The sequence below is a fragment of the Myroides sp. C6-3 genome, from assembly GCF_050522425.1.
In the GTDB taxonomy this organism is placed as follows: domain Bacteria; phylum Bacteroidota; class Bacteroidia; order Flavobacteriales; family Flavobacteriaceae; genus Flavobacterium.
In genome coordinates this window covers 50,087-70,337 of the sequence record NZ_JBMVQP010000001.1, presented here as the reverse complement: position 1 = coordinate 70,337, position 20,251 = coordinate 50,087, and the positions used below count along the sequence as shown (strand labels likewise).

20 protein-coding genes are annotated in these 20,251 nt (G+C 37.2%); 16 read left to right on the top strand and 4 right to left on the bottom strand.

What is annotated here, in order from left to right; genetic code table 11:
• Window positions 1-37: 37 nt before the first annotated feature.
• The 9 genes from ACPDG9_RS00360 (at window position 38) to ACPDG9_RS00320 (ending at window position 8,561) form a co-directional block, all read left to right on the top strand.
• Complete coding sequence (locus ACPDG9_RS00360) at window positions 38-1,036, top strand: metallophosphoesterase (protein WP_430525881.1); 999 nt, start codon at window positions 38-40, stop codon at window positions 1,034-1,036.
• Window positions 1,036-2,103: a phytase gene (locus tag ACPDG9_RS00355; RefSeq protein WP_430525880.1), complete on the top strand. Its 1,068-nt coding sequence runs from the start codon at window positions 1,036-1,038 to the stop codon at window positions 2,101-2,103. The genes ACPDG9_RS00360 and ACPDG9_RS00355 overlap by 1 nt, the downstream gene beginning before the upstream one ends.
• A 180-nt stretch (window positions 2,104-2,283) precedes the next feature.
• Entirely contained in the window at window positions 2,284-3,156 is an 873-nt protein-coding gene (locus ACPDG9_RS00350; protein ID WP_430525879.1) for an SDR family oxidoreductase, read from the top strand.
• 150 nt (window positions 3,157-3,306) lie between these two features.
• On the top strand, window positions 3,307-4,071 hold the full coding sequence (locus ACPDG9_RS00345; protein WP_430525878.1) for a ParA family protein: 765 nt from the start codon (window positions 3,307-3,309) through the stop codon (window positions 4,069-4,071).
• A 23-nt stretch (window positions 4,072-4,094) separates the two neighbouring features.
• Window positions 4,095-4,997 (top strand): ParB/RepB/Spo0J family partition protein, encoded by a 903-nt coding sequence (locus ACPDG9_RS00340; protein WP_430525877.1) that lies wholly within the window; start codon window positions 4,095-4,097, stop codon window positions 4,995-4,997.
• Between the two features lie 23 nt (window positions 4,998-5,020).
• A complete protein-coding gene (locus tag ACPDG9_RS00335) occupies window positions 5,021-5,593 on the top strand; it encodes a DUF5683 domain-containing protein (RefSeq protein WP_430525876.1) in 573 nt (190 codons plus the stop codon).
• A gap of 14 nt (window positions 5,594-5,607) precedes the next feature.
• On the top strand, window positions 5,608-6,315 hold the full coding sequence (dapB, locus tag ACPDG9_RS00330; protein ID WP_430525875.1) for a 4-hydroxy-tetrahydrodipicolinate reductase: 708 nt from the start codon (window positions 5,608-5,610) through the stop codon (window positions 6,313-6,315).
• A 30-nt stretch (window positions 6,316-6,345) separates the two neighbouring features.
• Window positions 6,346-7,932, top strand: a complete 1,587-nt coding sequence (gene lepB, locus ACPDG9_RS00325; protein WP_430525874.1) for a signal peptidase I — start codon at window positions 6,346-6,348, stop codon at window positions 7,930-7,932.
• Window positions 7,933-7,934: 2 nt separating this feature from the next.
• Entirely contained in the window at window positions 7,935-8,561 is a 627-nt protein-coding gene (locus ACPDG9_RS00320) for a WbqC family protein (RefSeq protein ID WP_430525873.1), read from the top strand.
• An 88-nt stretch (window positions 8,562-8,649) separates the two neighbouring features.
• Here the strand turns inward: ACPDG9_RS00320 and ACPDG9_RS00315 are convergent, their stop codons facing one another.
• From ACPDG9_RS00315 to ACPDG9_RS00300, 4 genes are all read right to left on the bottom strand, one after another.
• Entirely contained in the window at window positions 8,650-9,738 is a 1,089-nt protein-coding gene (locus ACPDG9_RS00315; protein WP_430525872.1) for a peptidylprolyl isomerase, read from the bottom strand.
• Between the two features lie 5 nt (window positions 9,739-9,743).
• Window positions 9,744-10,295: a gliding motility-associated peptidyl-prolyl isomerase GldI gene (gene gldI, locus ACPDG9_RS00310; RefSeq protein WP_430525871.1), complete on the bottom strand. Its 552-nt coding sequence runs from the start codon at window positions 10,293-10,295 to the stop codon at window positions 9,744-9,746.
• Window positions 10,288-11,310, bottom strand: coding sequence for a DHH family phosphoesterase (locus ACPDG9_RS00305; RefSeq protein WP_430525870.1), 1,023 nt, complete (start codon window positions 11,308-11,310; stop codon window positions 10,288-10,290). The genes gldI and ACPDG9_RS00305 overlap by 8 nt, the downstream gene beginning before the upstream one ends.
• A 78-nt stretch (window positions 11,311-11,388) precedes the next feature.
• Window positions 11,389-12,072, bottom strand: a complete 684-nt coding sequence (locus ACPDG9_RS00300; RefSeq protein WP_430525869.1) for a Crp/Fnr family transcriptional regulator — start codon at window positions 12,070-12,072, stop codon at window positions 11,389-11,391.
• A 128-nt stretch (window positions 12,073-12,200) separates the two neighbouring features.
• Between ACPDG9_RS00300 and ACPDG9_RS00295 the strand changes: the two genes are divergently transcribed.
• The 7 genes from ACPDG9_RS00295 to ACPDG9_RS00265 all read left to right on the top strand — a co-directional run bounded on the left by ACPDG9_RS00295 (window position 12,201) and on the right by ACPDG9_RS00265 (window position 20,251).
• Window positions 12,201-14,582 carry a heavy metal translocating P-type ATPase gene (locus ACPDG9_RS00295; RefSeq protein WP_430525868.1) on the top strand — a complete coding sequence of 794 codons (2,382 nt, stop codon included), beginning with the start codon at window positions 12,201-12,203 and terminating at the stop codon, window positions 14,580-14,582.
• Window positions 14,583-14,667: 85 nt separating this feature from the next.
• Window positions 14,668-14,868: a cbb3-type cytochrome oxidase assembly protein CcoS gene (gene ccoS, locus ACPDG9_RS00290; RefSeq protein ID WP_430525867.1), complete on the top strand. Its 201-nt coding sequence runs from the start codon at window positions 14,668-14,670 to the stop codon at window positions 14,866-14,868.
• Between the two features lie 12 nt (window positions 14,869-14,880).
• Window positions 14,881-17,064 carry a cytochrome-c oxidase, cbb3-type subunit I gene (ccoN, locus tag ACPDG9_RS00285; RefSeq protein WP_430525866.1) on the top strand — a complete coding sequence of 728 codons (2,184 nt, stop codon included), beginning with the start codon at window positions 14,881-14,883 and terminating at the stop codon, window positions 17,062-17,064.
• A gap of 17 nt (window positions 17,065-17,081) precedes the next feature.
• Window positions 17,082-17,288: a cbb3-type cytochrome oxidase subunit 3 gene (locus ACPDG9_RS00280; RefSeq protein ID WP_158961321.1), complete on the top strand. Its 207-nt coding sequence runs from the start codon at window positions 17,082-17,084 to the stop codon at window positions 17,286-17,288.
• Entirely contained in the window at window positions 17,285-18,262 is a 978-nt protein-coding gene (locus tag ACPDG9_RS00275; protein ID WP_430525865.1) for a cbb3-type cytochrome c oxidase N-terminal domain-containing protein, read from the top strand. The genes ACPDG9_RS00280 and ACPDG9_RS00275 overlap by 4 nt, the downstream gene beginning before the upstream one ends.
• 98 nt (window positions 18,263-18,360) lie before the next feature.
• The gene (ccoG, locus tag ACPDG9_RS00270; RefSeq protein WP_430525864.1) at window positions 18,361-19,782 is read left to right on the top strand and encodes a cytochrome c oxidase accessory protein CcoG; all 1,422 of its coding nucleotides are present in this window, start codon (window positions 18,361-18,363) and stop codon (window positions 19,780-19,782) included.
• A gap of 19 nt (window positions 19,783-19,801) precedes the next feature.
• On the top strand, window positions 19,802-20,251 hold the full coding sequence (locus ACPDG9_RS00265; protein WP_430525863.1) for a FixH family protein: 450 nt from the start codon (window positions 19,802-19,804) through the stop codon (window positions 20,249-20,251).

The window sequence follows — 20,251 nt, the reverse complement described above, 5'->3', positions numbered from 1 at the left end:
TAGTTTTATTGGCTGTATTTTTTGTCATAAACAACAGATGAAAAAAATACTATATAGCTTGTTATTACTAAGTTTTACAGGAGTAGTACAAGCGCAAACACCGTTTGAATACGAGAAAAGTACGGGGTATACAGGACAAAATATACCAAGTTTAAATCAGCAAGAAGACAGTTTTAGTTTCTTGGTTTTGGGTGATTTTGGACGTGTGGGAGACTACTATCAAAAAGACGTTGCTCGAGAACTAGGGAACGCCATGGTGGTGCTTGACGGAGAATTTGTCGTTTCGGTAGGAGATAATTTCTACCCCAATGGCGTTGCAAGTACCCAAGATTATCATTGGATTTCTTCTTTTGAACAAGTGTACACCAATCCTGCACTCTATGCAGATTGGTATGTAGCCTTAGGGAATCACGATTATTTAGGAAATGTACAAGCGCAAGTAGATTATACACAAGTGAGTAGACGTTGGAATATGCCTGATCGCTATTACAGTAAAACGTTTACCTTAGAGAATGGAAAAAAAATGCTGTTGGTGGTCATGGATACGAATCCATTTATTGACAAGTACCACGAGAGTTCCAAATATGGAGATTTGAAGGAACAAGACACCGCAAAGCAAATGCAATGGCTTGAAGAAACGCTCAGTCAAGCAGCAGAGGATGTGCAATGGAAAATTGTCGTTGGGCATCATCCTATGTATAGCGGAGGTAAGCGAAAAACAAATAAGGATACACAAGGGTTTGAACAGCAATTTGCCGATTTCTTTGATCGTCATCGCGTAGATGCTTATATCTGTGGACATGAGCACGATTTACAAATTATTAAGCCCAAGCATCGTTATACAACACAGTTCTTGTCAGGAGCAGCGAGTGAAGTGCGCCCTTCTGGAACGATGGAACACACCCTTTTTGCAGCTGCAGAACCAGGGTTTATGACGTTTACAATCACAGAGGACGTGCTAAAAGTTCAAGTAGTAAAAGCAAATAAAGAAAGCGCAGAAGTAATCTATACCCATACCATTCAAAAGGAAAAATAATGAAAGAGAGATTCCTATATATCTTACTGATTTTAGCTGTGCTAACCAGCTGTAAAGATAAATTAGCTCCAGTATCCCCTGATGCTATTCAGCCTGTGGTTGTAACAGAACAAGTGGTTTTTGATACCGATGATCCTGCCATTTGGATCAATAAAGATGATCAAACCAAAAGCTTGGTTATTGGAACAGATAAAGAAAATGGAGGAGGATTGTATGCTTATGATTTACAAGGGAAAATTGTTCGTCAATTTGTCGATCTGGCACGTCCAAATAACGTGGATATTGCGTATGATTTTCCTTATGGTGAAGAGCTCGTAGACGTAGCGGTTGTAACCGAACGCAACGCCAATGCAATTCGCATTTTTAAGCTACCTGAATTAGTGCCTATTGATGGAGGTGGACTGAAGGTATTTGAAGGAGAAACACAAGAAGAGTATAATGAACCGATGGGAATCGCCTTATATGAAAAAGAAGAGGAAGATACTAAGATTTTCTACGCAATTGTAGGGCGTAAAAACGGACCTACGCAGGATTATTTGTGGCAATATACCTATCAAACTCAAACGGATGGAAAGGTAGCGCTACAGTTGGTCCGCAAGTTCGGAGCGTATAGTGGAAAGAAAGAAATTGAAGCCATTGTCGTAGATCAAGGATTGGGCTATGTGTATTATTCCGATGAAGGAGCAGGAGTACGCAAGTATTATGCAGATCCAGTAAAGGGAAATCAAGAACTTGCCTTTTTTGCACAAACAGATGCCAAACGCGATCACGAAGGGCTAGCGATTTACAAAAAGGATGCAACAACAGGATATGTGGTAGTGTCCAACCAACAAGATAATTCCATTTTGATTTACCCAAGAGAAGGAGAAGCAAATAATCCGCATGAACATCAATTACTTACGACGATTCCTGTGTCGGCTATTGAATGCGATGGATTGGAAATTACATCCCGTAATCTTGATCCGAGGTTTCCACAGGGTATGTTGGTGATGATGAGTAACGGCAAAGTATTTCATTATTACGATTGGATGATGATTCAAGAAAAAATTGATCAAGCGAAGAAATAAAGATTGTACCATAAAAAAGACATCCCGAGAGATGTCTTTTTTTATGGGAGATGGTGAAGGATGAGAATTTCTCACCCTCTTACCACCTCACCCTCTTAAAAATAAAGTTTTTAAACCGAGAGAAAAGAAAATCAACTTCCTTTTTTGTATCTTTAAGGATTATCAAAAAGAAAAATCACCATGAGTTATACCGAAAAAATGTTGCCGTCAACGGCATTAAAAGATAAAGTAGTTATCGTTACGGGTGGAGGAAGTGGCTTGGGGCGTTCCATGTCTGCCTACTTCATGGAAATTGGAGCTAAGGTCGTTATCACTTCTCGCGATCTAGATAAGCTACAACAAACGGCAAAAGAACTAGAAGAACAAACAGGTGGGGAGTGCTTTCCTGTAAGTTGTGATGTGAGACATTACGAGCAAGTGGAACAGCTGTTGCAAGCTGTATTGGATAAATGGGGAAAAGTAGATGTCTTGCTCAACAATGCAGCGGGTAATTTTATTTCACCGACGGAGCGTTTATCGTCTAATGCCTTTGATACCATTGTAGATATTGTTTTAAAAGGAACGAAAAACTGTACGTTAGTTTTGGGAAAACACTGGATAGAACAAAAACAACGCAATACGGTTGTGTTGAATATTACAACAACTTACGCTTGGACAGGTTCGGCTTATGTTGTTCCTTCCGCTGTTGCTAAAGCGGGGGTGTTAGCCATGACGCGAAGTTTGGCAGTCGAATGGGCGAAGTATGGCATGCGCTTTAACGCAATTGCCCCTGGGCCTTTCCCTACAAAAGGAGCGTGGGATCGCTTGCTCCCGGGTGATTTAAAAGAAAAATTTGACCTAACCAAGAAGATTCCGTTGCGCAGAGTCGGTGAGCATCAGGAGTTAGCCAATTTAGCTGCCTACTTGATTTCCGATTTTTCGAGCTATATCAATGGTGAAGTTATCACCATAGATGGAGGTGAATGGCTACAAGGGGCAGGAGAATTTAATATGTTAGATCAAGTTCCCGAAGCGATGTGGGATATGTTAGAAGCCAATATTCGCAAGAAATAAGACAAGATTAGTAAAGGGTATTCTTTTGTATAATAAGAGATTACCCTTTTTTTAAGGAAAAGTTATCGATTGAGAATGTTAATAAAATAGATTTTATATACAGATAAATAATTGTATTTTTACCACTCAAAAACTATTTGATATAAAAAAATGGGGAAAATTATAGCTGTTGCCAATCAGAAGGGTGGAGTAGGTAAAACGACCACTTCTGTGAATTTAGCTGCTTCATTAGGAGCGCTAGAAAAAAAGGTGTTGTTAATCGATGCCGACCCGCAAGCTAATGCTACTTCAGGTTTAGGTGTGGATGTTGAAGCTGTTGAAATTGGTACATATGAAGTACTAGAGCACAGTTGTACTCCTGCCGATGCTGTTGTATCTTGTACAGCCCCCAATGTATATTTGATTCCTGCGCATATCGACCTTGTTGCAATTGAAATTGAATTGGTCGATAAGAAAAATAGAGAATACATGCTGAAAGAAGCGTTGCAATCTATTAAAAATCAGTATGATTATATCATCATTGATTGCGCTCCTTCTTTGGGATTACTAACTTTAAATGCCCTAACGGCTGCAGATTCTGTCATCATCCCGATTCAATGTGAATACTTCGCTTTGGAAGGATTAGGAAAACTGTTGAACACGATTAAGAGTGTACAGCGCATTCACAATCCAAAATTGGATATTGAAGGATTGTTACTAACGATGTACGATTCGCGTTTACGCCTGTCTAACCAAGTGGTGGAAGAGGTACAAAAACACTTTAATGACATGGTTTTTGACACCATTATTCAGCGCAATGTGAAATTGAGTGAAGCACCTAGTTTTGGTGAAAGTATCATAAATTACGATGCAACGAGTAAAGGTGCTACAAATTATATTAATTTAGCGGAGGAAATAGTAAAAAAGAATCACTAAAAATAGGAGAGGAAAGATAAACTATGGCAAAAGCAATAAAAAAACAAGCTTTAGGAAGAGGATTGTCGGCGTTGTTAAAGGATCCAGAGAACGATATTAAATCGATTGACGATACCAATGCAGACAAAGTTGTGGGGAATATCATTGAATTGGATTTAGAAGCAATTGAAATAAATCCTTTTCAGCCTCGTACAAATTTTAATGAAGAATCTTTACAAGAACTAGCGAGTAGTATTCGTGAACTTGGCGTGATTCAACCGATTACCGTTCGTAAGATTGACTTTAATAAGTATCAGTTAATTTCGGGGGAAAGAAGGTTAAGAGCTTCTAAAATTGCTGGTTTATCGACGATTCCTGCTTATATTCGCATCGCAAACGACAATGATTCGCTTGTTATGGCATTGGTGGAGAACATTCAACGTCACGATTTAGACCCGATCGAAATTGCAATGTCCTATCAGCGTTTGATGGAGGAAATTAGTTTAACCCAAGAGCAAGTCAGTGATCGCGTAGGTAAAAAACGATCTACGATTGCAAATTATCTGCGACTGTTGAGGTTAGATCCTATCATTCAAACGGGAATTCGAGATGGCTTCATCACAATGGGGCATGGAAGAGCTATTATCACGATTGACGATTTAGACGTACAAACGGATATATACCATAAAATCATTGTCGAAAACTTATCAGTTCGCGAAACGGAAACGCTAGTAAAGAACTATCAAGAAGGAGATAAAAAAGAGGTGCCTACCAAAGCTCAGCCAAAGGCTCAACCTGCTGTTCCAGAAACATACAGACAATCATTTGGCAAGTTTTTTGGTGCTAAGGTTGATATTAAAGCAAACCACAACGGAAAAGGAAAAATTACAATTCCCTTTTACTCAGAAGAAGATTTAGAGCGTATTATCAAACTTTTAGACAAATAGTGAGAAGTAAATTATTATTGATAATGATTTTCAGTGTGCTTTTTCAAGTAGCTAGTTTTGCACAAGAAGAAGAAATACTAGAGAAAGAAAGTAAAAACGAAAAACGAAAAAAAGAGGTGGCATACAAACCTCTTGATCCTGTAGCACCCTCTCGTGCCGCATTCTATACTTCAATTGTACCCGGATTAGGACAGATTTACAACAAAAAATATTGGAAAGTTCCTTTGGTTTATGCCGGAATAGGAATTCCTGTATACTTTTGGGCAGATAATCAACGCAATTACGATCGCTATCGCAATGAGTATAAGAATCGATTACAGGGCAAAATAGATCAAACAGATCCAACGCTTGCGGGATTAGACGAACAACGTTTGTTAGATGGACAAAATTTCTACCGAAAAAATAGAGATTTATCGGTTGTAATCGCTGTTGGATTTTATGTGTTGAGTATAGTAGATGCCAATGTGGATGCGCATTTAATGCAATTCAATGTCAATGAAAACTTAACTATTCAACCCGTTATTGAGTTTGATCAAAAAAACTTGATACAACAGCAACAGGTTCAATATGCGATTAACGTACAATATCGCTTTTAAATCACACAAAACTTATGAATATTGCATTGCTAGGTTATGGCAAAATGGGTCAAATCATTGAGCGTATAGCCATTGAAAGAGGACATACAGTAGTCTATACCAAACAGAGAAATCAAGAAAGAGGAAATTTAGCAACTGCTGACGTGGCCATTGACTTTAGTGTGCCTTCGGTAGCTGTAGAAAATATAAAACTAGCATTAAGTGCTGGCGTAGCTGTCGTAAGTGGTACAACGGGATGGTTGAATCAATATGAAGAAGTAGTTGCCTTCTGCAAGGAAAAAGAACAGGCTTTTTTGTATGGTTCAAATTTTAGCTTAGGTGTAAATATCTTCTTTGAATTGAACGATTATCTCGCCAAATTGATGCGTAATTTGGAACAATATACCGTTGGGATGCAAGAAGTGCATCACACAGAAAAATTAGATGCTCCAAGTGGAACGGCTATTACACTAGCCGAGGGAATTATTGCGAACTCTGCATATACTGGTTGGACCTTAGATGCTCTACCAACAGCGGAACAAATTCATATCGATGCCGTACGAGAAGATAAAGTACCTGGTACACATACGGTGAGATACGACTCCTCAATTGATCAAATTGAGATTAAACACACAGCACATAGTCGAGAGGGATTTGCCTTTGGAGCGGTTATTGCAGCTGAATGGATAAAAGATAAAAAAGGTATTTTCTCAATGAAAGATGTGCTTAATATGAAAAATTAAGTAAATTGGGGTTCTAAAAAATAAAGAAGTATGACACTAACACAATGGTTTATTTTTTTCTTACTGATTCAAATAGTTCACTTTATAGGAACGTGGAAACTATATGTGAAAGCAGGTAGAAAAGCTTGGGAAGCTGCGGTTCCTGTATATAATGGAGTAGTATTGATGAAGATTATCAATCGCCCTTGGTGGTGGGTAATTCTCTTGTTTATTCCAATTGTGAACCTTATTATGTTTCCTGTAGTTTGGGTGGAAATATTGAGAAGTTTTGGAAAAAAATCAACAGTAGATACTATTTTAGGTGTAGTTACGCTAGGACTGTATGTTGCTTATGTAAATTATACCGGAAATGTACATTATCGCGAAAATAGATCCCTTAAACCGGAAACGGAATCGGGAGAATTTGTTAGTTCTATTCTATTTGCAGTTGTTGTAGCGACAGTCATTCACACGTATGCAATTCAACCCTATACAATTCCAACCTCTTCTTTAGAAAAAACACTATTAGTTGGTGATTTTTTGTTTGTGAGCAAATTCCACTATGGAGCGAGAACACCTATGACAACGGTGGCTCTTCCAATGGTACACGATACTATTCCTTTTACATCGAGTAAATCCTATTTGACTAAACCACATTTACCCTATTTTAGATTACCTGGCTTCCAAAAAGTACAACACAACGATATTGTGGTGTTCAATTGGCCCGTTGATACAATCTATAAGTTTAATGATCCGGTAAGACGGCCAGGTGTGATCAAACCGATCGACAAAAAGACCAATTACGTCAAACGCGCAGTAGGTCTACCAGGTGAGAACTTAACGGTAAAAGACGGTGTAGTTTTTATTAATGATAAAGAATTACAACTCAACGATAGAGCCAAAGTTCAGTACAGCTATTTGGTTGAAACGGATGGAACCTTGGATTTGAGAAAAATCATCAACGATCGAAAAATTACTGATTTTGTGACCTATCTTGATCGTCCACATTATGGGATTTATTTTCGATCATTAACGAATGAGGATGTTGAATATTTAAAGACGTTTAGTGGAGTAAAAGGAATCCATAAAAGTCCGGGAGCGGAACAGCTTCTTGGGATGAAAACACCAAGTGGTTATATTTTTCCACACAATCAGCCCACTTGGACAGAATCGAACTTAGGTCCTATTCATATTCCTGCAAAAGGAGAAACAATCACGTTGACGGAAGATAATCTACCCATGTATAAACGCGCTATACGTGTATATGAAGGGAATGACCTAGATGTAAAAGACGGACAGATCTACATCAATGGACAAGCGACCAACCAATATACCTTCAAACAAAACTATTACTTCATGATGGGAGATAACCGCGATAATTCGGAAGATAGTAGAATGTGGGGATTTGTTCCAGAAGATCACATTGTTGGAAAGCCTGTATTTGTTTGGATGAGTTTGGATCAAGCTATTCCTTGGTCTAAAGCTTTGGATAAAATCCGTTGGGATCGCATGTTTATTACTGTTAATGGAAATGGAGAACAAGTGTCTTATTTCCCTTATTTCGCAGTGATCTTAGTCGGTTGGGGTAGTTATAGTTTATACAAGAGAAGAAGAGATAAAAAGAATTCTAAGTTTTAGTAATGACCAATACAATTTTACTACATCCGACTTATTTTCCTTCTATAAGTCACTATGTAGCGATGGCGCAAGCAGAGGAGATTGTTTTTGAAGTAGAGGATAATTTTCAAAAACAAACCAATAGAAATAGAATGTATATTCACAGTGCCAATGGCATTCAGCTGTTGAATATTCCCATCAAACACAGCAAAGAAGGTTGCCATCAGAAGTTTAAAGATGTTGAAATTGAATATGCTTTTGGATGGCAGAAACAGCATTTTAAAAGCTTAGAAGCGGCTTATCGAACTTCTCCTTATTTTGAGTATTTTGAAGACGATATCCGCCCCGTTTTTGAGAAGCACCACAAGTATATGTTAGACTTGAATTTAGAAATTCACGAAATCATAACGGAGTGTTTAGGTGTAACGTGGAAAGGCAGTCAAACAGAGGAGTACCTCAAAGAAGTTCCTGAAGGAATAGTGGACCTTAGATCCCTAGCTAATGGGAAAAAAGACGAAAATCAATTTGAAACTTATGTTCAAGTGTTCGACGATAAGAATGGATTTTTAAACAACCTCAGTATTGTAGACTTGTTATTTAATGAAGGACGAAATGCTGTGAACTATTTGAAAAATCAACAAATAAAATAAAAAAACACCCTTTTAGGGTGTTTTTTTATGGGTATAGCCCTTTATGAAAAAGCTAATAAAATCCCCTTAGATCTAAGGGGATTTTATATTATTCTCTTGTTGATTTCTCGTATAATCTTAGTTCGAAAACTAGATCTGTATTTGGAGGAATAGGACCAGCGCCGCGTTCTCCATAAGCTAAATGAGCAGGAATAAAGATTACAGCAGTATCTCCGAAGTTCATTTGTTCAATTCCTTCTATAAATCCTGGAATTAATCCTGTTTTAGCACCAAATTTGAACGGAATCGGGCTGTAGCCTTTCATGTCAGCTCTGCGTTGATCAAAAGCATCAAAAGACTTTAAAATTGATTCAATACTCGAATCAAACAACATTCCATTTTCAAAGAATCCCGCGTAGTCAACATATACTTCTTGGCTGATTACTGGTTTTTTTCCTTGTCCTTGTTCTGTGATTACATAGGCTAATCCCGAATCTAATACTTTCGCTTTGCTTTTTAAATCTGTGAATTTAGTCGCATAAGATTCTTGAATTTTATTCATGTTCTCTTCTTTCTCTTTTTTAGCTTTTGCAGCTTCTTCAAAATACGTTTTGAATACTTTTACAGCATCAAATTTCTTCGCATTTTTCCCTTGGCGAATGATTTTTACACTCTCGATCACATCGTCTTTTTGAATGCTATTTACCACATCCATGCCCTTTATTGTATAACCAAAAACGGAGTGTCTATTATCTAAGAAAGGAGTGGGTTTATGGGTGATGAAGAACTGACTTCCGTTAGTGAATGGTCCGCCATTTGCCATAGATAATGTTCCTGGCTTGTCATGCGTTAATTCTGGAGAGAACTCGTCTTGAAAAACATAACCAGGTCCACCAGCACCAGTACCTGTTGGATCGCCCGCTTGAACAACGAAATCCTTCTCTACGCGGTGAAATTTAATTCCATCGTAGTATTGTTTTCCTTTGTATTGCTCATCGACAAAAGGGTTTTTTCCCTCTGCTAAACTCACGAAGTTCGCCACGGTTATTGGCGCTTTTTCATAAGCTAATTCAACGATAATATTGCCTTTGTTTGTTTTAATGTCTGCATACAATCCATCAGGTAAATCTGACTTCTGTGTAGTACAAGCTGACACCAAAGCGACTAAACTTAAAATTAAACTCGTCATTTTTTTCATTTTTATTAATTAGATTTTATGATTGATTCCAAAGAAACGATGAATACTAAAGGTTGGTTTTTAGCAATTGATTTTTGATCTCCCAAATAGCTATAAGCCAAACTCGAAGGTGTTAAAACTTTGATTCGCTCGTTGGTTTTTAAGATTTTTATACTGTTTCTCAATACCGGTAGAATGTCTTCTTCGTCTACTTTGTATGTAAGAGAACCAATTGCTTTTTGATCGTAAATAATGCTGTCATTTACAGCCTGTATCTCGTAAGTGTAACGAACCAAATCGCCTTTTTGAGGGCGGATTGAATCTTTAACTTGACGCTCTAAATAGGTGAACCAAAAACCAGTATTTGAATGAATGTAATCGCGATCTACTTCCTTCTCCATGTATTTTTTGAAAATATCTTCTTCACTTTCTCTCAATTCAACATTGCGATCAATAGAAAGTCTAGTTTCTATTGATTTTGACTGAGAAATAGGTTTTCGAGCCTCTTCTTTTTGTTGACAACTAGCCAACACAAGGACAAGTGAAAACAAAGCAAGAGTTAAACGTGGATTAAACATAGAAATCGTGTTTGTGATTGTTTACTATTTCGGTATAACGCATAATGGTATCTTCGAGGGATAGCGTCGATTTTCCTCCTGCAGCGTTAATATGCCCACCGCCTTCGAAATAAGTACGAGCCAATAGGTTGACATCGAGATTACCTGACGAACGGAAAGATATTTTAATGATACCTTCTTCTTGACGTTCAATGAAAAAGGCTGTTAAATCAATGCCTACAATCGATAAACCATAATTTACGAGCCCTTCTGTATCTCCTTTTTGGTGTTTGAATTCCTGTAAGTCCTGTTCACTTAAAAACAAATAAGACGATTGCGTTTCGGGAATTAAATGTAAATTTTGCAAAGCTCTTCCCATAAGTTGTAGGCGATTAAATGAACTATTGTCAAATAAAGCGTGGTGGATCGAAGGGTTGTCGATACCTTTATCGATTAAGGCAGCAACAACTTGATGTGTTTTAGCTGTTGTTTTTGGAAATCTAAAAGAACCTGAATCTGTGACAATTCCCGTGTAAATGCAAGTCGCAGCTTCTTGATTAACTAGATGCGTTAAATCCATTTGTTCTAACAAGGTGTACAAGAGTTCACAAGTAGAACCAAAGGCAGTATCAGAAAAAGTTAGTTTAGCGTAATCACCAGGCATTTGATGATGGTCAATCATAACAAAATCGTTAGGTAGCGTTGCTAAGAAATCGCCCATTTCATCTCCAGTACGCGATAGAATATTAAAATCTAACGTAAAAATACAGTCGCTGTTTTTTAAGATATGTTGCCCTGCAGTTTTATTATAATCGTAAATTTTAATAGCAGAAGTTCCAGGCATCCAAGCCAGGAAGTTTGGGTATTCGTTGGGTGAGATAATTTCAACTTTGTGGCCTAGTTGTTTTAAGACGTGAAATAATCCAAGACAAGAACCAATAGCATCACCATCAGGATTGCGATGAGGGATGATAGAAAAGCTCTTTGCTGGTAAACTAATTAGTTGTTTTAAGGTATCTATTGTTGTCTGCTTCATAATGCGAAAATAAGTTATTTTGCATCATTTGCATAAAAATATAACGGATTTTAATTAAATTAAAACAACAGTTTACATTTATTCAGCCAATGCGCGAAGTTCGCGCTTGTCTACTAGAATAATGTCTTTGCCTTTGAGTTGGATAATGCCCTCTTTTTTCATTTCAGAAAGTAGACGAATGCAACTTTCAGTAGCTGTACCAACCATATTAGCTAGGTCTTCTCGCGATAATTTAATGTTTAATGCTTGCGTATCAGTAGCAGACCCTCCAAGTTCTTCCAACTTGAGCAAGACAATAGCTAATCGTTCTTTTACCGTTTTATGGGTTTGATTGGCTAGATCTTGATCGGCATCTTTTAAGTGCGTACAAATATCGCGTGTGATGAGTAAAGAAAACTTATTGTTGTCTGTGAAGTAATCGAGCATTTCTTTTTTGGGAATGAAACACACTTGCATATCTTCTAAGGCAGTTGCCGAAAGGTTGGACGTTTCTTCGTTAATAATAGAACGTTGCCCCAGCAAATCGCCTCGTTTTGCCAATTTGACAATAGAGTCTTTTCCGTTTGAGTTTAGTTTAGTCAATTTGCAAAAACCTTCCTTGATGCAATAAACACCATTTAAACTCTCTCCTTCTGAAAATATATTTTCTCCTTTTCGAATGATAAAGTGGGTTTTTGTTTCTGAAATAGCTAGTAACTCCTCTCTAGTTAAAGCTTTTAAAGAACTAAATTCTCTAATCATACATTGCTCACATCTTCCCATACCTGAATATACTATATTTAATGCAAATGGTGAAATACCTCGACAAAGATAGTGCTATTTACTGATAAATGTCATAAATTTTAGGAGAATTAACTAAGACCTTTGTACAAGGTAAATGAGCAAATTTTATGGATAAGAAAGCGTGTTTTCATTGTGGTAACAGTGTTACTGCATTTAATCGTATAGACTACGATGAAAAAATGTTTTGTTGTAACGGTTGTAAAACTGTCTACGAAATTTTCAATGAAAACGATTTGACCTGTTACTATGATCTTGAAGCTACACCAGGTGCTACACCTGAAGATATTCAAGGCAAATACGATTTTTTGACCAATTCGGATATCGTAGAGAAATTGTTGGAATTTAACGAGGGAACTACGGCTATAGTTTCGTTGTATATTCCGCATATTCACTGTAGTTCTTGTATTTGGATCTTGGAAAACCTCCACAAACTAAACACGGGTGTTTATCGTGTATTAGTCAATTTTCCGGAAAAAAAGGCAACAATTACCTTTAATAAGGAGAAGATTAATTTAAAGGAAATTGTCCTTTTGTTGTGTCGTATTGGGTATGAACCTTACATCAGCTTAAAGAATTACGAAGAAAAACCCAACAGCATAGACCGCAGTTTGATTTACAAAATCGGGGTAGCCTTTTTCTGTTATGGAAATGTCATGATGTTGTCTTTTCCGGAATACTTCAATATTGATGATGTGTGGATGGAACAGTATAAGAGTTTCTTTCGTTGGCTGATTCTCGTTCTGTCTTTACCTGTTTTCTTTTATTCGGCTTCACCCTATCACAAGGCAGCTTGGACGGGAATCAAAACAAAAAATTACACCATTGATATTCCGATGTCATTGGGGATTATTGTGATGTTTATCCGCAGTACAGTGGATATTGTTTTTGATCTAGGACCTGGTTTCTTTGACAGTATGACCATGTTGGTGTTCTTTATGTTGTTGGGGAAACTGTTTCAACAACGCACCTATAATTTCTTGTCTTTTGAACGCGATTATAAATCGTATTTCCCAATTGCAATTACCAAGTTGAAAAAAGAAGGGGGAGAGGAACCTATTCAGGTTTATGAGGTTGAGCAAGGAGATCGCTTGTTGATTCGCAACCAAGAATTACTACCCGTTGATGCTATCTTATTGTCTGAGCGCGCTTTTATCGATTATAGTTTTGTAACAGGCGAGGCAATACCTGTTGAAAAGAAGTCAGGGGATAAATTATTTGCTGGAGGAAAACAGATGGGAGATGCAGTAGAAGTAGAAGCCATCAATAAGGTGTCTCAAAGTTATCTGACCCAATTGTGGAGTAATGAAGTGTTTCAAAAGCGCGTAGATTTAAAATATAAAACGATCACAGATACCGTTAGTCATTACTTTACTCCGACTTTGTTGACTATTTCTGTTTTGGCATTTACGGGTTGGGCCTTTGTTGATTTAAACAGCGCTTTTAATGTTGTAACTGCGATTTTGATTGTTGCTTGTCCGTGTGCTTTAGCTTTAACGGCACCATTCACACTTGGAAATGCAATTCGAATTTTAGGTCGGAAAAAATTCTTTCTTAAAAATGTAACGGTTGTTGAGCAAATGGCGAAAGTAGATACGCTTGTTTTTGATAAAACAGGTACTATTACGACCAATGCACAAGCTACAATCCAATACGAAGGAGCAGAACTCAGCAAAGATCAACAAAGCGATATTAAGAATCTAGTTCGAGCATCAAATCATCCATTGAGTCGAAAGTTATATGCTTTCTTACAAGCGAAGGTGGTGAGTAAACCTACCCAGTTTGAGGAAATTGCAGGAAAGGGAATTGTAGGAGAAATTGACGGCAAGGAGTATCGCATTGGTTCAGCAGTATTAGTTGGGATTGATCAGACAGAACGCCTAAATGAAACGGCTGTGCATATTGCTATAGCAGGACAGTATTGTGGGAAGTTTATTTTTGAGAATCACTACCGTCCCGGCTTAGCAACACTTTTTACAAACTTGCGCAAGCACAATTATAAACTCAGTATCCTCTCAGGAGATAATGAAGGAGAAAAGGAGTACCTGCAACGTTTATTGCCCCAAGATACGCGCTTAGCGTTTAATCAAAAACCCGAAGAGAAATTAGATTACGTCAAGCGATTGCAAGAACAAGGGGGAAATGTTATGATGATTGGAGACGGATTAAATGATGCAGGAGCTTTAGCACAGAGTAATGTGGGAGTTTCTGTTTCTGAAAACGTCAATGTATTCACACCTGCAAGTGATGCTATCCTTGATGCAAGTGTTTTTGATCAACTTCTCAGCTTTTTGGATTTCTCCAAACAATCTGTTAAAGTTATTAAGTTCAGCTATGTGCTTGCTTTGACGTATAATGTAATTGGAATTACGGTGTCAATTATGAATATGATGTCGCCTTTATTGGCTGCTATCTTGATGCCAATCAGTACGTTTACTATTATTAGTTTTGTTACTGTATTGACAAATTATTATGGAAAAAAGATAAAATAAAAAAACTAATTATTAGGTTTTTGGTGATATTTATCATATTTTTAGGTAATGTATATTGTTAACTTTGTTTTAATAATAATAAGGTATGAGTGTTATTTATTTCTTAATTAGTATCAGTGTTTTCGTGGCTGGGATCTTCCTATACATTTTTATTAAGTCAGTGAAAAGTGGTCAGTTTGACGACGCTTATACGCCTTCTGTTCGCATGTTATTTGACGACGAGTTGAAAAAAGAGGACAAAAAAGAAGAGAACAAAGACAAGGAAATTAATCAAAAAGAAAATTAAATATAAACAACTATGGAAGTGCAACAATTTTATTATGACAACAAAATTGTAAAGAAATTCCTTTACGCATCGATCTTTTTTGGTGCAATAGGGATGCTTGTAGGATTGCTATTAGCGGTAATGTTTATATTTCCTAACTTAACCGATGGTATTCCTTGGTTGAGCTATGGAAGACTACGTCCGCTACATACGAATGCAGTTATTTTTGCTTTCGTTGGAAATGCAATTTTTGCTGGGGTTTACTATTCTTTACAACGTTTGTGTAAGTCAAGAATGTACAGTGATGTTCTGAGTAACATTCACTTTTATGGATGGCAAACTATTATTGCTGCTGCAGCAATCACCTTGCCTCTAGGTTTTACTACTTCAAAAGAGTATGCTGAATTAGAATGGCCTATCGATATCGCTATTGCGGTTATCTGGGTTACTTTCGGGATCAACATGATTATGACGATCATTAATCGTAGAGAGCGTCATATTTACGTTGCGATTTGGTTCTATTTGGCAACTTTCGTTACAGTAGCAGTATTACACATATTTAACTCGTTAGAGTTGCCTGTTCACGGATTGAAATCATATTCTGTGTACGCAGGGGTTCAAGATGCACTGGTGCAGTGGTGGTACGGACATAATGCCGTTGCCTTCTTCTTGACAACACCGTTTTTAGGATTGATGTACTACTTCTTACCAAAAGCTGCTAATAGACCAGTGTATTCATATCGTCTATCTATTATCCACTTTTGGTCTTTAATTTTCTTATACATTTGGGCTGGACCACACCACTTATTATATTCCGCTTTACCTGAATGGGCGCAAAACTTAGGAGTTGTATTCTCTGTTATGTTGATTGCTCCATCTTGGGGAGGTATGATTAACGGACTTCTTACTTTACGTGGAGTTTGGGATAAGGTTAGAGTAGATCCTGTATTGAAATTCTTCGTTGTAGGTATTACAGGATACGGAATGGCGACGTTTGAAGGACCGATGTTGTCTTTGAAAAACGTAAATGCAATTGCGCACTATACGGATTGGATTATTGCTCACGTTCACGTAGGTGCTTTAGCATGGAACGGATTTATGACATTTGGTATGGTGTATTGGTTGATTCCTAGAATGACAAAAACAGAATTGTATTCTAAAACATTAGCCAATTTCCACTTCTGGATCGGTACGTTGGGTATTATTCTTTATACAATTCCTTTATATGTAGCAGGGTTCTCTCAACACTTAATGTGGAAAGATTTTGATCCTTCAGGAACGTTAAAATATGGTAACTTCCTTGAAACAGTAACAGCGATCATGCCAATGTATGTGATGCGTGCAATTGGAGGTTCATTCTACTTAATCGGATTATTTGTATTAATTTACTTAGTATACAAAACAGTAAGAGCTGGTAAACCAGTAGAAGATGAACTTGCAGAAGCACCAGAATTAAAGAGAATTTCTGCTTCTCGTTTAAGAGGAGAGGCTTGGCATACTTGGTTAGAAAGAAGACCAATTCAATTTACTATTCTTACTACAGTTGCTATTTTAATTGGAGGTATTGTACAGATTATTCCAACTATTTTTGTAAAGTCTAACATTCCTACAATCACAAGTGTAAAACCGTATACACCATTAGAATTAGAAGGTAGAGACTTGTATATCCGCGAAGGATGTGTGGGGTGTCACTCTCAAATGATTAGACCTTTCCGTTCGGAAGTTGAACGTTACGGAGAGTATTCAAAATCAGGAGAGTATGTATATGATCACCCGTTCTTATGGGGATCTAAACGTACAGGACCGGATTTAATGCGATTAGGACAGAAATATTCTGATAACTGGCATTTTAACCACATGTATAATCCACAATCAACGTCTCCAGGGTCTATTATGCCAGGATATAAATGGTTGTTCGATAACAAACAAGCTGATTTCTCTACTATTGAAAAGAAAATGAGCGTGATGAGAACGTTAGGTGTTCCTTATACGGATGAAGATATTGCAAATGCAAGACAATCCATGAAAGATCAAGGAGAGCAAATAGCGTTGAACTTACAATCAGATCCTGATTATACTGCATCATATTTAGCGAGCGAAAAAGCAGCTAGAGAAAATGGACAAGAGTTCGTTCCGATGAGTGAGCGTGAGATTGTAGCGATGATTGCCTACTTACAACGTTTAGGTACAGACATCAAAAATAGAGTTGAGGAATAATAAAAAGATGATACATTATGTTGAAATTTATTAAGCATACAATGGAAACAATAGGAGGAATAGAAATTTACCCTATTATCTCATTGCTGATATTCTTTACCTTTTTTGTTGGCCTATTCGTATGGGTATTTACCTACAAAAAGGAAACGATCGAAGAATTGAGCAATATGCCATTTCTAGATGATGAAAAGCACAATGTTGATCCTAATTCAGAAAAATTATGAAAAAGTATTTTCCAGTATATGTAAGAGTTCCATTACTATTCGTGCTATTTTACGTACTAGTAGAATGGGTGGCAGGCGGAACAGCACAAAGACCTGCTTTTGTAGATCATCCTGCGGTGCTTATTTTGTTGGGATTGTTTTTATTCGCTTTAATCGCTGTTGAAATTGTTGCTTCGGCAACCAATAGAGTGTTAAGACGATTGATGACAGCTGAAGAAATCGCAGCGAAAGAAAAAGAAGATAGTCTTTCGTTTGCGGATAGACCTTGGGTGAAGAAGTTAATGCAGAAAATGACGCGTACTAAAGCTATTAGCGATGAAAGCGAGTTGTTGTTAGAGCATGATTATGATGGTATTAAAGAGCTAGACAACGAGTTACCACCATGGTGGGTTGGGTTGTTCTACGTGACTGTTATCTTCTCTGTTGTTTACTTATTGAGATTCCACGTATTTGGAGGCGACAACCAAATTGTAGAATACGAAAAAGCAATGGCTATTGCGAAAGAACAAATCGAAGAGTATAAAAAAACGGCTGCTGATTTAATTTCAGCAGAAGATGCAAAATACTTAACAGATGAAGGTTCGCTAGCGGCAGGGAAGAAGATTTTTGATATGAACTGTGTAGCTTGTCACCAAGCTGATGGTGGAGGAGGAATCGGACCAAACTTAACGGATGATCATTGGATTTTAGGTGGAGGAGTGAAAAATATTTTCCATACCATCGCCAAAGGGGGTAGACCTGGAAAAGGAATGGTGGATTGGGAAAAAACACTAAAACCATCGGAAATCGAAAAGGTAACATCCTATGTTATTTCTTTAAATGGTACAACTCCAGCAAGCCCGAAAGAGGCAGAAGGAGATATCATTTGGTCTAAAGCGGAATTAGCAGCAACGAATGACGAGGCAGCTGATGAAGCAAAACCGGATGCTGTGGAAGCTCCAGCGGCTGATGAAGCTGAACCAGCTCAGGAGTAATCCATAGATCAAACAAAAAAAACTAATAAACACATAAGAAAAGGAGTTGAGTGAGTAGTATACGGGCTCAACTCCTTTTATAAAAAACACACAAGGCTATGGAAAATGGAAATAATGAGAGTTTTAGAGACTCGATAAGTACCATTGACAAAGATGGTAAAAGAGCATGGATTTATCCTAAAAAGCCGTCTGGCCCATTTTACAACAAGCGAAAAGTAGTTAGTTATCTTTTACTGGCTTTTTTGCTAACAGCCCCTTTCATTAAGATAAATGGAAATCAATTTTTGCTATTTAATGTTATTGATCGAAAATTCAACATTTTTAGCTTTCCATTTTGGCCACAAGATTTCTATCTGGTTGTAATTTCAATGATTATCGGTGTTGTTTTTGTAACCTTATTTACGGTTTCTTTCGGTCGTATTTTCTGCGGTTGGATCTGTCCGCAAACTATTTTTATGGAAATGGTTTTCAGACGTATCGAATATTGGATCGACGGTGATAGAGGAGCACAAATGAGATTAGACAAACAACCTTGGAATGCAGAGAAAGTGCGCAAGAGACTGTTGAAGTGGTTCATTTTCTTTGTGATATCTTTTATTATTGCCAACGTTTTTCTGTCCTATATCATCGGAAGTGACGCTGTACTTGCCATGATAGAAGATGGACCCTTTGTTCACATGGGGAATTTTATTGGACTGATTATTTTTACTTGTGCATTCTATTTTGTATTTACTTGGTTTAGAGAACAAGTATGTGTAATTGCTTGTCCTTATGGACGTTTACAAGGGGTTTTACTCGATGATAAATCGATTATTGTCGCTTATGATCACGTACGTGGAGAAAGTACAAATGGAAGAGCCAAGTTTAAAAAAGGCATGGACAGAAAAGCGGAAGGATTCGGAGATTGTATCGACTGTAAACAATGTGTCAATGTCTGTCCAACAGGTATTGATATCCGAAATGGAACACAGTTAGAATGTGTAAACTGTACCGCTTGTATTGATGAATGTGATTTCGTGATGGAGAAAGCAGGATTCCCTAAAGGGTTAATTCGCTATGCTTCTGAGTCAGAAATTGTTGAGAATAAACGCTATAAATTTACACCGCGCCAAAAAGGATATACCGCTGTTTTATCTATTCTGGTGGTTTTGTTAATCGGACTGGTGTTTTTAAGAACCGATGTTGAAGCTAGGGTATTGCGTGTAGCGGGTAAAACGTTTGAACACAAAGGAGCTAATATCTCTAATGTCTACACGTTTAAAATTATGAATAAAACGATGAAAGATTATGACAATCTTACGTTTAAAGTGAAAAAACCAGAAGGAGCACAAGTGCAAATGGTAGGGAAAGACGTCATCGAGGTGAAAAAAGAAAACTATAGTGAAGGAGTATTATTTATCGAAATTCCGCAAAAAGATCTCGATGGATATAGCACGAAGGTTATTATTGAAGTATATGATGGGGATCGTTTGATTCAAACAACCAAAACCAACTTCTTAGGACCTCGTTTATTGAATTAAAAATTAAAAATAGTTAGGTATGAAATTTAATTTTGGAACAGGTATCGTCATAGCAATTGGGCTATTTATGATATTCATTTTACAATATGTGATTCGCGTACAAGTTGATTCGAAATACGATAATCAACTCGTAACAGAAAATTACTATCAACAAGAAGTTGAGGTAGATTCCCGTCGTGAGAGAGAAATGGAAGCACTAAAACTCGAAGAACAAGTTACAATATACAGTACAACTGATGGAATAAAGATAACGTTTCCAGACAGTTTTGACTATAACAAAATACATGGAAAAATATTCCTATACAGACCGTCTAACCAGCAATTAGACTTTGATACTCTCATATCATTGTCTTCTTCCAATTTGCTCATACCTAACACAAATCTGGTAGACGGTCGTTGGGATATTGTGGTCGAGTGGAACTATAACGATGTCTCGTATAGAAATGTAAAAAAAATAACAATTAAGTAG

Coding starts and splice junctions, on each gene's coding strand:
- ACPDG9_RS00360 (WP_430525881.1), top strand. CDS start 38: ATGAAAAAAATACTATATAGCTTGTTATTACTAAGTTTTACAGGAGTA.
- ACPDG9_RS00355 (WP_430525880.1), top strand. CDS start 1,036: ATGAAAGAGAGATTCCTATATATCTTACTGATTTTAGCTGTGCTAACC.
- ACPDG9_RS00350 (WP_430525879.1), top strand. CDS start 2,284: ATGAGTTATACCGAAAAAATGTTGCCGTCAACGGCATTAAAAGATAAA.
- ACPDG9_RS00345 (WP_430525878.1), top strand. CDS start 3,307: ATGGGGAAAATTATAGCTGTTGCCAATCAGAAGGGTGGAGTAGGTAAA.
- ACPDG9_RS00340 (WP_430525877.1), top strand. CDS start 4,095: ATGGCAAAAGCAATAAAAAAACAAGCTTTAGGAAGAGGATTGTCGGCG.
- ACPDG9_RS00335 (WP_430525876.1), top strand. CDS start 5,021: ATGATTTTCAGTGTGCTTTTTCAAGTAGCTAGTTTTGCACAAGAAGAA.
- dapB (WP_430525875.1), top strand. CDS start 5,608: ATGAATATTGCATTGCTAGGTTATGGCAAAATGGGTCAAATCATTGAG.
- lepB (WP_430525874.1), top strand. CDS start 6,346: ATGACACTAACACAATGGTTTATTTTTTTCTTACTGATTCAAATAGTT.
- ACPDG9_RS00320 (WP_430525873.1), top strand. CDS start 7,935: ATGACCAATACAATTTTACTACATCCGACTTATTTTCCTTCTATAAGT.
- ACPDG9_RS00315 (WP_430525872.1), bottom strand. CDS start 9,738: ATGAAAAAAATGACGAGTTTAATTTTAAGTTTAGTCGCTTTGGTGTCA.
- gldI (WP_430525871.1), bottom strand. CDS start 10,295: ATGTTTAATCCACGTTTAACTCTTGCTTTGTTTTCACTTGTCCTTGTG.
- ACPDG9_RS00305 (WP_430525870.1), bottom strand. CDS start 11,310: ATGAAGCAGACAACAATAGATACCTTAAAACAACTAATTAGTTTACCA.
- ACPDG9_RS00300 (WP_430525869.1), bottom strand. CDS start 12,072: ATGGGAAGATGTGAGCAATGTATGATTAGAGAATTTAGTTCTTTAAAA.
- ACPDG9_RS00295 (WP_430525868.1), top strand. CDS start 12,201: ATGGATAAGAAAGCGTGTTTTCATTGTGGTAACAGTGTTACTGCATTT.
- ccoS (WP_430525867.1), top strand. CDS start 14,668: ATGAGTGTTATTTATTTCTTAATTAGTATCAGTGTTTTCGTGGCTGGG.
- ccoN (WP_430525866.1), top strand. CDS start 14,881: ATGGAAGTGCAACAATTTTATTATGACAACAAAATTGTAAAGAAATTC.
- ACPDG9_RS00280 (WP_158961321.1), top strand. CDS start 17,082: ATGTTGAAATTTATTAAGCATACAATGGAAACAATAGGAGGAATAGAA.
- ACPDG9_RS00275 (WP_430525865.1), top strand. CDS start 17,285: ATGAAAAAGTATTTTCCAGTATATGTAAGAGTTCCATTACTATTCGTG.
- ccoG (WP_430525864.1), top strand. CDS start 18,361: ATGGAAAATGGAAATAATGAGAGTTTTAGAGACTCGATAAGTACCATT.
- ACPDG9_RS00265 (WP_430525863.1), top strand. CDS start 19,802: ATGAAATTTAATTTTGGAACAGGTATCGTCATAGCAATTGGGCTATTT.